Origin of the sequence: Burkholderia ubonensis (assembly GCF_902833085.1) — a bacterium.
Lineage (GTDB): Bacteria > Pseudomonadota > Gammaproteobacteria > Burkholderiales > Burkholderiaceae > Burkholderia > Burkholderia ubonensis.
The window spans coordinates 521,821-537,135 of record NZ_CADFEB010000006.1 but is presented as its reverse complement, the minus strand read 5'-3'; the positions used below and the strand labels follow the sequence as shown (position 1 = coordinate 537,135).

Annotated in this window: 5 protein-coding genes; all 5 read left to right on the top strand. The window is 62.7% G+C overall.

Annotation, left to right across the window (positions count from 1 at the left end; genetic code table 11):
• Window positions 1–91: 91 nt before the first annotated feature.
• The 5 genes from HWX31_RS19500 (at window position 92) to HWX31_RS19480 (ending at window position 15,287) form a co-directional block, all read left to right on the top strand.
• Complete coding sequence (locus tag HWX31_RS19500) at window positions 92–1,453, top strand: MFS transporter (protein WP_174963217.1); 1,362 nt, start codon at window positions 92–94, stop codon at window positions 1,451–1,453.
• A gap of 93 nt (window positions 1,454–1,546) precedes the next feature.
• Window positions 1,547–2,905 carry an MFS transporter gene (locus HWX31_RS19495; protein ID WP_174963219.1) on the top strand — a complete coding sequence of 453 codons (1,359 nt, stop codon included), beginning with the start codon at window positions 1,547–1,549 and terminating at the stop codon, window positions 2,903–2,905.
• A 28-nt stretch (window positions 2,906–2,933) separates the two neighbouring features.
• A complete protein-coding gene (locus HWX31_RS19490) occupies window positions 2,934–3,422 on the top strand; it encodes a cupin domain-containing protein (protein WP_174963221.1) in 489 nt (162 codons plus the stop codon).
• A 607-nt stretch (window positions 3,423–4,029) separates the two neighbouring features.
• The gene (locus HWX31_RS19485; RefSeq protein WP_174963223.1) at window positions 4,030–15,009 is read left to right on the top strand and encodes a hemagglutinin repeat-containing protein; all 10,980 of its coding nucleotides are present in this window, start codon (window positions 4,030–4,032) and stop codon (window positions 15,007–15,009) included.
• Window positions 15,006–15,287: a hypothetical protein gene (locus HWX31_RS19480; RefSeq protein WP_174963225.1), complete on the top strand. Its 282-nt coding sequence runs from the start codon at window positions 15,006–15,008 to the stop codon at window positions 15,285–15,287. The genes HWX31_RS19485 and HWX31_RS19480 overlap by 4 nt, the downstream gene beginning before the upstream one ends.
• Window positions 15,288–15,315: the final 28 nt, after the last annotated feature.

Here is a 15,315-nt window from a genome sequence, read left to right as displayed (position 1 = left end):
GCGTTTTTTCGATCTCACAAGAAAGCAGGGCGCACGCACGCCCTCGGAGACTGCTGCGCGCTCGATTCGCGCAGCGCGTTTGGAGAGAGACATGCCCCAATCCCCTTCTGTCGCAGCGGCGGTCGCGTCCGCGTCGGCTTCCGACGACCAGCTGCTGTTCCGCAAGATCGCGTGGCGGATCATCCCGTTCCTGTTCCTCTGCTACGTCGTGTCGTTTCTCGACCGCATCAACATCGGCTTCGCGCAGTTGCAGATGAAGCATGACCTCGGTTTCAGCGATGCGATGTACGGCCTCGGCGCGGCCGTGTTCTACGTCGGCTACGTATTTTGCGAAGTGCCGAGCAACCTGCTGCTCGCGCGCTTCGGCGCGCGCCGCACGTTCACACGGATCATGCTCCTGTGGGGCATCGCGTCGGTGGGGATGATGTTCGTGTCGAAGCCGTCGCATTTCTACGCGCTGCGCTTCCTGCTCGGCGTGTTCGAGGCCGGCTTCTTTCCCGGCATCGTGCTGTACCTGACCTGGTGGTTCCCGGCGAATCGGCGCGCGGCGGCGATCTCGGTGTTCTTCGCCGGCGTGGCGGTCGCGGGCGTGCTCGGCGGGCTGATGTCGGGCTGGATCATGCGCGACATGGCCGGCGTGCTCGGCCTCTACGGCTGGCAATGGATGTTCGCGATCGAGGGCGCGCCCGCGGTCGTGCTCGCGTTCGTCGCGCTCGCGTATCTCGTCGACCGGCCGCAGGACGCGGCGTGGCTCACGCCGGACGAGAAGGCGCGCGTCGCGGCGCTCTGCGCGCACGGGCAGGGCCGCGACGGAGCGCACGGCGCACATGGCGCACATGGCGCACATGGTTCGGGCAGCTTCGCCGCCGCGTTGCTGAATCCGCGCGTCTATCTGTTCGCGTTCGTCTATTTCTCGCTGACCTGCGCGTCGCTGACGCTCAACTTCTGGATGCCGCTGATGATCCGCGATTTCGGCGTGACCGACGTCGTGGCCGTCAGCCTCTACACGGTCGTGCCGAACGCGATCGGCGCGATCGGCCTGATCGTGATCGCGCGCCGCTCGGATCGCACCGGCGAGCGCCGCGGGCATTTTGCGTGCTGCACGATCGGCGGCGGGATCGCGCTCGCCGCGCTGACGCTGCATCTGCACAGTTTCGCGGCGATGCTCGCATGCCTGTCGATCGCCGCGACGCTGATCTTCGCCGCGCTGCCGATCTTCTGGGCGGTGCCGACCGGCTACCTGTCCGGCAAGGCCGCCGCGGGCGGGATCGCGCTGATCAGCAGCATCGGCATCACCAGCGGCATCGTCAGCCCGTGGGTGATCGGCCTGATCCGCACGCGCACCGGCAGCATGGATCTCGCCGTGTATCTGCTGGCCGCACTGCTGGTTGCGAGCGGCGTCGCGCTGCTGCTTGGCGTGAAGGGCGAGCAGCAGCGGCGGGTTTGGGCTTGAGCTACGCCGGAGCCGTCCGCTGATCGTTGACGGCCGCGCCACGCCAGGTGCCGTTCCGGCGCAACCGATCGAATGCCATCAAGGAGACAACCGATGTCTGCTCCTCTTCAAGCGGAGGCGGCGCGCGGCGTCGCCTCCGGCGCCGACACGGGCGATGATGCGCCGGACACTGACGCGCTGTACCGCCGCATCGGCGCGCGGATCGTGCCGTTCCTGTTCGTCTGCTACATCGTGTCGATTCTCGACCGCAGCAACATCGGCTTCGCGCAGTTGCAGATGCGGCAGGATCTCGGCCTGACGGACGCGATGTACAGCCTCGGCGCGGTGCTGTTCTTCGTCGGCTACGTGCTGTTCGAGGTGCCGAGCAATGCGCTGCTGCGCCGGTTCGGCGCGCGCCGCACGTTCGCGCGGATCCTGGTGCTGTGGGGTGCGGTGTCGGTCGCGATGATCACCGTCGACAGCGTGCGGCAGTTCTACGCGCTGCGCTTCCTGCTCGGCGTGTTCGAGGCCGGCTTCTTCCCGGGCCTGGTGTTCTACCTGACCTGCTGGTATCCGGCGCGGCGGCGCGCATCGGTGCTGTCGATCTTCTACGCGGGCGTCGCGGTTGCGGGGATGGTCGGCGGGCTGCTGTCCGGCTGGATCATGCGCGGCATGTCGGGCGTGCTCGGGCTGCACGGCTGGCAGTGGATGTTCGCGATCGAGGGCGCACCCGCGATCGCGCTCGGCGTGGCTGCGTGGTTCTGGCTGTGCGACGGTCCCGAACAGGCCGCGTGGCTGACGCCGGACGACAGGCGGCGGCTTGCCGACGATCTCGCGGCGGACCGTGCCCGGGCGCCCGCCCACACGGCGGCGTCGCTGCGCGAGGCGCTCGCGGCGCCGCGCACGTATCTGTTCGCGTTCATCTATTTCTCGCTGACGACCGCGCTGCTGATGCTGCTGTTCTGGATGCCGCTGATGATCCGCGAGTTCGGCATCCACGACGTGGTGCACATCAGCCTGCTGTCGATCGTGCCGAACGCGATCGGCGCGGCGGGGCTGATCGCGATCGCGCGGCGCTCGGACCGGCGGCGCGAGCGGCGCCGGCATTTTGCCGCCTGCGCGCTCGGCGGGGCGTTGGCGCTTGCGCTGCTGACGCTGCATCTGCCGAACATTGTCGCGATGATGGCGCTGCTGTCGCTGGCGGCGATGCTGATCTTCGCCGCGCATCCGGTGTTCTGGGCGGTGCCGTCCGCGTATTTCTCGGGCGCGGGCGCCGCGGGCGGGATCGCGCTGATCAGCAGCATCGGCGTGTCGAGCGGGATGATCACGCCGTGGATCGTCGGGATGATTCGCACGCGCACGGGCAGCATGGACCCGGCGATGCTGATGATCGCCGGGTTGCTCGCGGCGTGCGCGGTGGCGATGCTGGTGGGGACGCGGGTGGAGCGCCTGAAGTCATGCGTTTTGTCATAACCTACTGGCTTTCGGGAGGTAGACTGCGATGCAACGTCCCAACTTCATCGAGCACTGGACCGCGCTTGAGGATCCGGACAACGAACACTACCCGGGTGACTCGGAGCTTATGGGCATCGGTGCTCCATTGGCTCGCAAGCTCGGGCTCAAGCGCATTGGAATTCATCACATCCGGCTGTCGCCGGGGCGCCGTACTTCATACCCTCACGCAGAAAGCGCAGAAGAAGAGTTTGTGTATGTGCTCGAGGGAACGCCGGACGTGTGGATCGACGGCAACCTGCATAAGCTGAAGCCGGGAGACTCCGTCGCATTTCCCGCAGGCACCGGTATTTGCCACAGCTTTCTTAATAACACCAGTCAGGAAGTGCGACTGATCGTGATCGGCGAGACGCCGAAGCCAGAGAATCGCATTCGCTATCCGCTGAACGAAACGTACGAGTTGACGAGAGCCGATCGATGGACGGATTGGCCGGCGCGGTCGCTTGGGCCGCATGATGGCAAGGCCCGTGGCGAGTGACGGGCTTGTCCCGGGCCTGCCCGCTCGTCGACGACATGTATGGCGCGGCCCGTGACTTCGCGGATCGGTGCCGGCCGCTGAAACACCTTCACGATGTTGAAGCCTTCGAGCACGTTGCCGTAATGGTTGCTGCAGTTCAAAAGTGAACGGATAACAGCGTCGGAGGTTGGGGGGGCATACGAACCAGCGGCCAGGATATTGCAGATCGTTCGCCATCGGATCGATGCCGGCCGCGAGTTGGAGTTGTGGTTCGCTCGAATCGCGGTAATTGCTCGCGGTGCGAGTCGAGGCGATATGAGCGATCAAGATCGTCGCATGGTAATCGACACAGTGCGGCAAACTGGGCGAGCAATATGGGCGTGATGCTCGTTGCATTTAAACGCGATGCGCGCAGCACGATGCCTTGCGTCGTGTGACGGCGATGGCCATTGTCCGCCTTTTCAAAGCATGTGATACCATTACAAAAAGTATCACGATTTTGCGTTGAACGCAATTTAAATCTAATTAAAACAATTCGGCCAGGGAATTTCGAATCGATGGGTTTGATCGTGGGGTTGGTCGTTACCCCATTTGATTCGCATTCCAAGTTTAAAAAATCGTTGCACTCATGAATAAAAATCAATATCGCCTCGTGTTCAGTCGCGTGCGCGGCATGTTAATCGCAGTCGAAGAGACTGTCAGCTCGTCGGGGAAAGCGGGCAGGGGCGAAGCCGTGCGCAAGGTGGCGGGTGCCTTGCAAAGCGCGATGCCGCGGGTCGCGCTGCGTCGCGCGGCGTTTGCCGCGCTGGCGATGGCAGGCGTAGTGCCGATGTGGGCCGGCGCGCAAGTGGTGGGCGCGGGTCCGCATGCGCCGGCTGTCGTTCAGACGCAGAGTGGCTTGCCGCAAGTGAACATCAACAAACCCAGCGGGGCTGGTGTTTCGTTGAATACATATTCCCAGTTCGACGTGCAGAAACCTGGCGTGATCTTGAACAACTCGCCAGTTATCACGAACACGCAGCAAGCGGGCTATATCAACGGCAACCCGAATTTCGGCCCGAATGATGCGGCACGCATCATTATCAACCAGGTCAACAGCAATAACCCGTCGCAACTGAGAGGCTACGTCGAGGTGGCGGGCCAACGCGCCGAGGTGATCATTTCGAATCCGTCCGGATTGGTCGTTGATGGCGGCGGATTTATTAATACCTCGCGCGCAGTCCTGACGACCGGGGCGCCGACCTTGAATGCGGACGGGTCGCTGGCGGGATTCAATACGACACGCGGCCTCATTGCGGTACAAGGCGCGGGCCTGAATGCAACGAATGTCGACCAGGTCGACCTCATTGCCAGAGCCGTACAAACGAATGCCGCGATTTACGCAAACAACCTGAACGTCGTCACAGGCGCGAATCAGGTCAATCACGGCACACTCCAGGCAACCTCGATTCAGGGGGAAGGTGCCGCGCCGGCCGTCGCGATCGACGTCGGTCAGCTTGGCGGGATGTACGCAAATCGCATCTTCCTGGTCGGGACAGAGGGCGGTGTCGGTGTACGAAACGCCGGCACGATCGCAGCGGATGCAATGGGGATGACGCTGACGACCGGCGGGCGGCTGGTGCAGTCGGGCAAGATCAGCTCGCTTGGCAACGTCGCGGTATCGGCGGCGGGTGGTGTCGAGAACAGCGGTACGACCTACGGTCAGCAGTCGGTATCGGTGAACACGGGCGCTGACGCGGTGAATACCGGGACGCTCGCGGCACAGCATGACGTGAGTGTAACGGCGGGTTCGCTGAATTCGACGGGCATGCTTGGCGCGGGCGTGAACAGCGACGGTGCCGTCACGCAAGTCGGCGACCTGCAAGTCACGACGACGGGCACGTTGAGCGCGACCGGCAAAAGCGTTGCGGGCGGAAACGTCACGGCGAAGGGCGACGGAGTCAATCTCGCCGGCAGCACGACGGCCGCGAACGGCAATCTGTCGCTGACCGCTACGACCGGTGACGTGAATCTCACGAATGCGACGACCAGCGCCCAAGGTGCATTCACGGTGAACGCGGCGGGCGCGGTCGTCAACGACCACGGCGAACTGTCGAGCCAGGGCACCGCCACGGTAACGGCCGGCAGCGTATCGAACCAGGGCGGCAAGGTATCGTCGCAGGGGCCGCTGTCCGTGACGGCCACCTCCGGGCAACTCGCGAACCAGTCCGGCTCATTTGTATCGAAAAGCACGCTGGCGCTGCGCGGCGGCACCATCGCGAACAATCAAGGCACGATCCAGAGCGCCGGGCGCGCAACAATCGACGGAGGCACGATCGACAATTCGGCGGGACGTATTGCTTCGCTGAACGGCGACGGCTTGACGGTCACCGCGAGCGGCCAACTGACGAACGCCGCTGGCACGACGGCTGCTGGCGAAGAAGGCGGCGTGATCGGCGGCAACGGTGATGTGACGCTGAAAACCGGTTCGCTCGTGGATAGCGGGAACATCTCTGCCAAGGCTGCGTTGAAGGTGACCAGCGACGCCGTCAATAATGACCACGGTTCGCTGACGGGGACAACGGTGGACGTGACGACATCCGGCGCGTTGTCGAACCGAGGGGGCCGGATCGAGTCGCTGGGGGCGGCCACGCTGAAGTCCGGGATGTTTGAAAATCAGCGGGGCACGGTGAAGAGCGGTGGGTCGCTCAAGGTCGACGCCGGCACGCTCGACAATACCGCCGGGCGCATCGTGTCGCTGAACGATGCGGGCTTGAACATCACGACCACCGGGCGGCTTACCAACGCCGCTGGCACGACGGCTGCCGGCGAGGACGGCGGCGTGATCGGCGGCAACGGCGATGTGACGCTGAAAACCGGTTCGCTCGTGAACAGCGGCGACATCTCTGCGAAGGCTGTATTAAAGGTGACCGGAGACACCGTCAACAACGACCACGGTTCACTGATGGGGCAAACGGTCGATCTGACGGCGTCCGGCGCGTTGTCGAACCGGGGTGGCTGGATCGAGTCGCTGGGGGCAGCCACGCTGAAATCCGGGACGTTCGAAAATCAGCGGGGCTCAGTGCAGAGCGGTGGTTTGCTGAAGGTCGACGCCAGTACGCTCGACAATACCGCCGGGCGCATCGTGTCCCTGAATGATGGCGGCCTGAATGTCACGACGACAGGACAGCTTAGCAACGCCGCTGGCACGACAGCCGCGGGCGATGAAGGCGGAGTCATCGGCGGCAATGGTGACGCGGCCGTGACGACGCAGACCCTGGTCAATAGCGGTCGCATCTCGGCGCGGCAGACGCTCTCGGCTTCGGGGCGGACGATCGACAACAGCAGCGGCACATTAAGCGCTGCGGTGCTTGATCTGTCGACGAGCCACCTGACGAACCGGCGGGGCATTATCCGCCAGACCGGTAGTGCCGACATGAACCTGTCTGTCGATCAAGCCATCGACAATACGCAGGGCACGATCCGGAGCAACAGTTCGAATCTGGGTTTGCGCGTCGGGAGCCTGATGAACGACGGCGGAACGATCTATCACGCCGGACCGGGGACGCTGACCATCACGGACGCTGCCGCATTGTCGAACCGTGGCGGCTCGATCGGTTCGGCGGGAGCGCTGAATGCGGCCGCAGGATCGATCGACAACACGGATGGCATCTTCGGCGCAAAGGCCGGTATGGCTTCGGTGTCATCGGCCTCGACGCTGACGAATGACCGGGGCATCGTGCAGAGTGAAGACGACCTGACCGTCACCTCGGCCGGTGCGGTTTCGAATAAAGGGGGCAAGCTCGAAAGCCTCGGGCGGACCAGCGCACTCAGGGTTTCGGCGCAAAGCCTGAACAACACAAATGGCCGCGTTGCCAACGCCGGCACCGGGCAGGCATACATCGCGGCTGGGTCGATCACCAATGCGAATGCGTCAGGTCAGCCGAACGTCGGCGTGATTGGCGGCAACGGCGATGTCGTGATCGACAGCGAAAATGTTCAAAACGGACCGAATAGCCGGATCATCGCGAGCGGGAATTTAGCGTTCGCGAACGCCAATCAATTGACCAACGCGGGGCAATTGACGGCGGGCGGCAAGCTGACGGTCGATCGAGCCACTTCGCATGTTTCGAATGCCAATGGCGCAATCAGCGCAGCAATCGTGAATCTGGTCACGGCGAACCTCGACAACACAGGCGGGCAGATTGCGAATCCGGACGGGAGTCTCGGTCAAATTTCGATCACGACCGGTACGTTGACGAACGCGTCGGGAAGCATCGCCAGTTCACGGGATCTTTCGATCCAGGCCGCATCGCTGGTCGGTAGCGGTCGCATTGTGGCAGACCGGGACGCAACGGTCTCCCTGCAAGGCGACTATACGAACGCAGCCGGCAACCAGATCACGGCAAACCGGAATCTGACGCTGTCGACCACCGGGCAGCTCACCAATACCGGGACGCTATCGGCAGTCGGGAATCTGACGACGCACTCGAATGGCCTCGTCAACAGCGGTGAAATCATGTCCGGCACGCCGGGCGTGGCGGGGACAGGCGCAACGACGCTCGACGCGGGCACCGGCGATATCTCGAACGATGGCCGGATTGAAGGCAACGAGATTGCAACCACCAGTCAGCATCTGACGAATACCGGCGCGATGATCGGCGGCACGATCACGAACACGGCGCGATCGATCCTGAACGACGGCAGCCGCGCCGTGATGGCGGGCACGCAGGGCGTGAACCTGTATGTCGCCGACGAGATGACGAACCGCGGCGGCGCGTCGATCATCAGTCTGGGCGACGTCAATATCGCCAGGGACGGTCAACGGGATGCCGGCGGCAACCTTGTGAACCGGACGAGTGTGGTGAATAACCTGTCGTCGTCTATCGAGGCTGACGGGAAACTGAATATTGCAGCCGACCAACTGAATAACGTTCGAGAGAACGTCGCGACCCAGACGACCACGACGAGCGCAACCTACACTCTGAGGCCGTTGCCATGGTGGAAGACGGGGGCGCCGGGCAGGCTTGCGCCGTTCCAGGACGCCAACGTGGGCTTTGCCAACGCCTATTACGTAAATCCGGCGGATATCGTGTCGTCCGAACTGCTCATCACGCCAGACGGCTATGGCGTGACCAAGATGGTGGTCAATCTGCCCGAGAACGCTTCGGTGTTCCAGTGGCGGCAGAGCGGTGTGAGTTATTCGCAGGCCAACGGCGGATCGCAGGTGCAATATCAGCAGGATCTGCGCCTGACACCGAGCGCCGGGCAAGTGGTGCTGTATGCGAACAACGTCATGACGGAGCAACCCAACCCGGATCAGATGGGCGGGACGGCGTGGACGGCGCCGAATTACGTCAAGACAAACGTCGTCAATCAGTTGGGTCATGCGACGTATTCGAATCAGTACGGGAACTGCACGACACGTTGCGTACGAATCGAAGCGTATCCCGACTTTACCGATCCGAATGCGCAGATGCTCAAGGGGACGGAGAAGAGGCGCGAGGGCGGGCTGCCGCTTGAAACGCAGCGGATCGCAACTGAAACGGTGACGACGACGACGCTGGTGCCGAACAGCGGTACGGCGGCCGTGCTGACGTCGGGCGGGGCCATGACGATGTCGGTCGGCCTCCAACTGTTGAATGACAACGGGACCATCGCAGCGGGTGGCGATCTGACCGTGAACGGCCAGAATGTGCCGAACGGCGGCACCAACGCTGCGATCGTGAACAAGGGGACGCAGCTTACAACGACGTATTCGTTCGTCAATCAGTCGGGCTACAACCACCCGCGCGATCCCTATCCGGGGACGCCGGCGGAATGGATTACGTGGACGAATCCGTCGATCACGCTCCCGACGAGTGTCGTGGGTGGGACGATCACCAGCAACAGGACAGTCAGCATCGACGGCGGTGTCGTCCGCAACACGAGTGTTCAAGCGACGTCCGGCCCGAAGGGCGCAAGCGCTGCGTCGCTTGGGTTGACGGCGGCGAACCTTGTGATGGGTTCGGGCGCAGGCGCGATCGGCGTAACCGGAAATGCAACCGGTGCTTCGGGTGTCACGGGGGCCGTTTCGATCGCACCCGGCGTCGTGCAGACGGTTTCGGGCGTACGGATTGCAATCCCGAACCTGACGCTGCCGACAAGCGGCCTGTTCTCGATTCAGAAAGCACCGGATCAACCGTATCTGGTTGCAACCGATCCCCGTTTCACGTCCTACAAAAAGTTCATTTCGAGCGATTACATGCTCGATCAGCTGAGCTTCGATCCGGCCAAGGCCGCCAAGCGTCTCGGGGACGGCTATTACGAGTCGCGGCTCGTGATGGAGCAGGTCGCCAACCTGACCGGTAAACGCTTTCTGGCCGGCTACACCAGCAACGAAGACGAGTATCGTCAGTTGATGACGAACGGTGCGGTGTTCGGGAAGGCGCTCGGTCTGGTACCGGGTGTGGCGCTGACTGACGCGCAAATGGCGGCGCTGACGACCGACGTCGTATGGATGGTCAACCAGACGGTGACGCTGGCTGACGGAACCCGGCAGACCGTCTTGGTGCCGCAGGTGTATTTGGCGAAATCGAACAACGTCGATCTTTTGCCGACCGGCGCTTTAATCGCAGGCGATACGCTTGGCATCAATGGCACGGATGTCGTGAACGACGGGAGCACGCTTGCATCGAAGCACAACGCGGTCATTGTCGCCAGCAACGATATCCAGAACCTGGGCGGCGTCATCGAAACCGGTCGGCTGGCCATGGTGGCGGGCAACGACATCGTCAACCGCTCGTCGACGAATACGGAAACGGCGCACTTCATTCAGGGAACGTCCACGCACACGTCGATCGGTTCACTGGCCACGATCAAATCGTCCGAGGATCTGGTCATGCAGGCCGGGCGTGATCTGACGATTGCAGGCGGCAAGGTCTCCGCCGGCCGTGATCTCGGCGTATCGGCGGGACGGACAACCAGCATCGGCACGGTCGCGACAGGCTCTGACGTTGACACGCGAATCGACGCGCGCAATGCGACCGGATGGACAAGCGCGACTCAGATCGGCAGCACGCTGGACGCGGGGCGCCATCTGGGCGTGGCGAGCATTGGCGATATCGATGTGACGGGCAGCACGCTGAAGTCGGGCGGCGATATGGCCTTGATCGGCGCCGGCAACGTGACGGTCCAGGGGGCGACGAACCGCTCGACGTATGACACGAAGGGAGCCAGCGGTAAAAACTGGTCCTCTTACAACCATCAACTCGATACGAACGTCAGTAGCCAATTGTCGGCGGGTGGCGCTGCGACCGTTGTCGCGGGCATGGGTACGCCGGACAAGAATCTGTCGATCCTCGGCTCGAGCGTCGTGGCGGGCACCGACGGCAAAGGCAGCGGTGCGATCAATCTCGGTGCAACCGGCGATATCACGATCAGCGCAACGCATACGCGCAGCAGTGGCGCGTATGCCGGACACACGGAATCCAGCAGTTTCCTGTCCAGTTCGTCCAGCGACTCGTCGCGCACCTACTCGGGCGTCGCGTCGAACGGCTCGCTGGTGTCGGGCGATTCGGTGACGGCCAGCGCGGGACGAGATCTGACGGTCGGCGGGAGCAACGTGGTCGGCCAGCACGACGTCGATCTCTCCGCAAAGCGCAACGTCGACATCACCGCCGATTACGACAGTTCGCAGGAATCGAGTTATTACCGGAAGAAGAAGTCGGGGCTGATGAGCTCGGGCGGCCTGGGCTTCACAATCGGTTCGAGCGAGCAGAAGGCGAAGTCCGACAGTCAGTCGGTCTTGCAAAGCCAGGCGCGCAGCACCGTAGGCAGCGTGCAAGGCAATGTGTCGATCAAGGCCGGGGAAAACGTTCACGTCGGCGGCAGCGACGTCGTGGCCGGTAAGGCCGTCGACGACACGAAGAATGCAACAGGCAACATCGACATCGTCGGCCGAAATGTGACGATCGATCCAGGTAAGGATGACGAACGGACGCACGACCAGCAGGAGTTCAAGTCGAGCGGCTTCACGGTCGCGGCTACGGGTACGCTGTTCGATACCGTCCGCAATGTGAAAGACAACGGGTCGACCGGTAACGCCTTTCAGCGGGCCCAGAGCGTCGCGAACGAGATCGGGGCCAGCGCGGCCGATATGCCGTCGATTTCGGTGACGTATGGCCGCAGCCAAAGCAAAAACTCGCTCGACACGTCGAGCCTGACGAATGCAGGCAGCACGGTTCGCGGCGGCGGCAACGTATCGGTAATCGCAACCGGGGGCGCGACGAAGGATGCCCAAGGTCGCGCCACGGACGGCGACATCACGGTGGTCGGCTCGGCGATCAGTGCGGGCGGCGCCGCGTTGCTCGACGCGAATCGGAACGTCACGCTCGCGGCGTCGACGGATCAGTATCGGCAGAAGAGCGAGTCGAGCAGTTCGAGTTCGAGTCTTGCGTTGCTGTCGTCGCCGAGCCTGGGCGATCTGGCGCGCTGGATCGGCGGGTCGGCAAATCATGGCGGCAACAGTCCGTCGCCGTACAACGCAAGCAGCAGCAGCGCGAACGGCTGGACGACGACAACGACTCAGGCCCCGACGACAGTTTCGGGTAATACCGTTACGGTGCGGAGCGAGACGGGCGATGTGAACGTGATCGGTTCAGGCATCAGCGGCACGAAAAACGTCGATGTGGTCGCGAAGCAAGGCGCGATCAACGTGCTCGCGGGTCTGGAAACGAGCAAGAGTCATCAGGAGTCGAGTAGTCGCCAGATCGGCAGTCTCGGCAGTAACGGTACGGCGACGGGCTTCAGCGTCGGCGTGGCGAACAGCCACACGGTCCAGGACAGCGCGAGCGATACGCAGAGCAGGATGCGCAGCCAGATCGCGAGCGGCGGCAACGTGACGCTCGACGCGAAGCAGGATCTGACGGTTACCGGCTCGGATGTCATGGCGGGCAAGGACCTGACGCTGACCGGCAAGAACCTGAACTTCGATCCGGGTACCGATACGACGCAAACCAGCATGAGCCAGCATTCGAGCCAGTTCGGCGTGAGCCTGGCGCTGGGCGGGGCGGCTGGCAACGCGGTGGCAGCCGTGAACCAGAGCATGCGGAATCCGGCACGCGGCGGCGATGCGCGACTCGGCGCGCTGGACAAGGCGCAAGCCGCGCTGGCGACGTACAGCGCGTATCAAGTTGCCAAGGACTTCAAACTTGACGACCCGTCAAAGGTGGCGCTCGTGAAGGCGACCGTGAGTATTGGCGGCAGCACCAGCTCGAGCGAATCGCACAGCGGTTCACTCGCGAACGCGGGCAGCAAGTTGACGGCTGGCGAGAACGTCAAACTGATCGCGACCGGCAGCGGGGCCAAGGATCAGGACGGTCTTGCGACGGACGGCGATATCAATGCGCGGGGAACGCAGATTTCGGGCAAGAACGTGACGCTCGAGGCGGCGCGCGATGTCAATCTGCAAAGTGCAAAGGACACGACTCAGCTGTCGAGCCGCAACAGCAGCAGCGGCGGCAGTATTGGCGTGGGTGTGGCGCTGGGCGGACAACAAAACGGCCTCACGGTGGAGCTTGGCGCGAGCATTGCGCGTGGCCATGCGAACGGCCAGGGCGTGACGAACCGCGATTCGGTGGTTTCGGCGAGCGATACGCTGACGTTGAAGAGCGGCCGTGACACGAATCTGCGGGGCGCGGAGACGTCGGGCCAGACGGTCAACGCCGATGTTGGTCGCGACCTGAACATCCAGAGCCAGCAGGATACGGCGACGTATGAAAGCAGGCAGACGAGCGGCGGATTCCAGGTGAGCGTTTGCGTGCCGCCGATCTGCTATGGCCAGATGGTGAGCGGCAGCGCCAACATCAGCCAGCAGACCATCACGGCGACGTACCAGTCCGTGAACCAGCAAAGCGGGATGTTTGCGGGTGACGGTGGTTATCACGTTACCGTCGGCAAGCATACGCAGCTGGACGGCGGCGCCATCGCGAGCAGCACGGCCGGCGCGGACAAGAGCAGCCTGTCGACGGAGACGTTCGGCCATACGAATCTCGAGAACAAGCTGAGCTACTCGGGTGACTCGTTGGGCTTTGGCGCGAGCGGCGGTTTCGGTAATAGCTCGCCAGGCGGCGTCAGACTGAATACGCCGGTCGTGCAGACGGGGCCGGCGGGTGCGGGACCGGTGACGGCGAATGGTTTGGGGCCAAGCGGCTTCTCGGCGGCCGGCACGAGCAGCGAGACGACCGGGACGACCTATGCGACCGTGAGCCCCGGCACGATTACCGTTCGCGGCGACGCAGGCACTGGCCACGACAGCACGGCGGGCCTGAATCGGGATATGTCGATCGCGAACGGTGCGATCGAAAACACGTTCGATGCGCGGAAGGTGCAGAACGATCTGGCGGTGCAGCAGGCGGCGGGTCAGGTCGGGATGCAGATCGTGGGGGCGGTTGGGAAGTATCTGACGGATAAGGCGTCCAGGGCCGTAACGAAGGCCGAAGAGGAGTTGAAGGCGGCGGAAGCCTCTGGCGACGAGACTGCGATTGCGAAGGCGAAGGCCGATCGCGATGCGGCCATGCAGCAGTATGCGATGTGGAATGGTGACAGTGCGTCCAGAAAGGCAGCGCACGCCATCGTGGCGGGTGGCGCGGCGGCGTTGGGTGGTGGCAATATCGGCGGGGCCATGGCTGGGACAATTGCCGGTGATTACGCAAGCTCGGCTGTGGGTCAGATCGCAGGCGGTACGCTGGGGGGCACATTGCTGACGAACTTGGCTGCCGGTGTGGCAGGCGCAGCGGCAGGTGGTGCGGTTGGCGGTGGGGCCGGAGCGATGAGTGGTGCTGGCGGTGCGTTGAGCGCCGATCTGTACAATCGGCAGTTGCACGATAATGAAGACGACGCGATTCGAACGAAAGCGAATGGTGACAAAAAGGCCGAAGAACGGCTGACACGTGCGGGTTGCTATGCAATCAAGTGTTGGGCTCAATATGCGGAAGGGAGCGCAGAGCGCAATAAGTATTTTGTGAGTGAGGTCGAGGCTGCGTCCCTTGGGCCGGAACTCGATTGGGTAAGCAAGCAGAAGGAAGCGGGGTTGTTCGAGTACACGCCGTTGCAGAAGGCTGGCGATGCGTTGAGGAACGATCCGGTTGGCGTGGCAAAGGATGTGGTGAAAGCGGGACTGGGTTTCGTGACCGCGAAGACAGGTGGAGCGCTCTGCGGAAGTGGCTTGGGATGCGCGGTCGGTTCTTGGATGTTTGCGTTTGGCGCAAGCGATATGGTAGAGGGTACGACCGGATTAATGAATCGCTATGACGGGATTTCCTCGCCTGGAGTGAATCCGTTGAGGTTTTGGTTCAATCAGCTAAACCCTACATGGGGGAATGCCGTGTACAACGGAGCTAATCTTGCATTCTCTATTGCGGCCTTGAAAGTTCAGGTTCCGCTAAATATTGGCGTTGCCGATGGTCTCAATCGCCCTGTTTCAATGTTTGGTGTCACGGTTCAGCGTATCGACAATGTGAATCTTATACCGTTTATTAAACAGCCTTGGCCGTATGGTTCGACGCTGGGGTTTTTGCTCTATGGGGTTGGTTCGAAAGGGATGGCGGTTGTCAATGACGTGCGGCAGGCCGTAGGAGATAAGAAGTGAACTGGCGAAGATTGTATGCGGCCACTCAGATATATGGAGTCGTAGGCGGTGTTGCCGTAGGTGGAGCCGGGTGTTGGTCGTTTCTGGTCGCAGGACTATGCCGCATAGCATTTGATCTTGGCGAAAACGAATCTATGCTGTTGATTGGCCTTCCTCTTTTTATTATTCTGTTTGTCGTATTTGTGAAGCACTTGCCGAAGTCGCTACGCAAGGCCGGGATGTTAAGCGACGATCCTGAAAAATTCGGTCCATGGTTCAAGTCTGATCGCAGGAACTGAATGACCGAGCTCGGCGGATGCCGGGCTC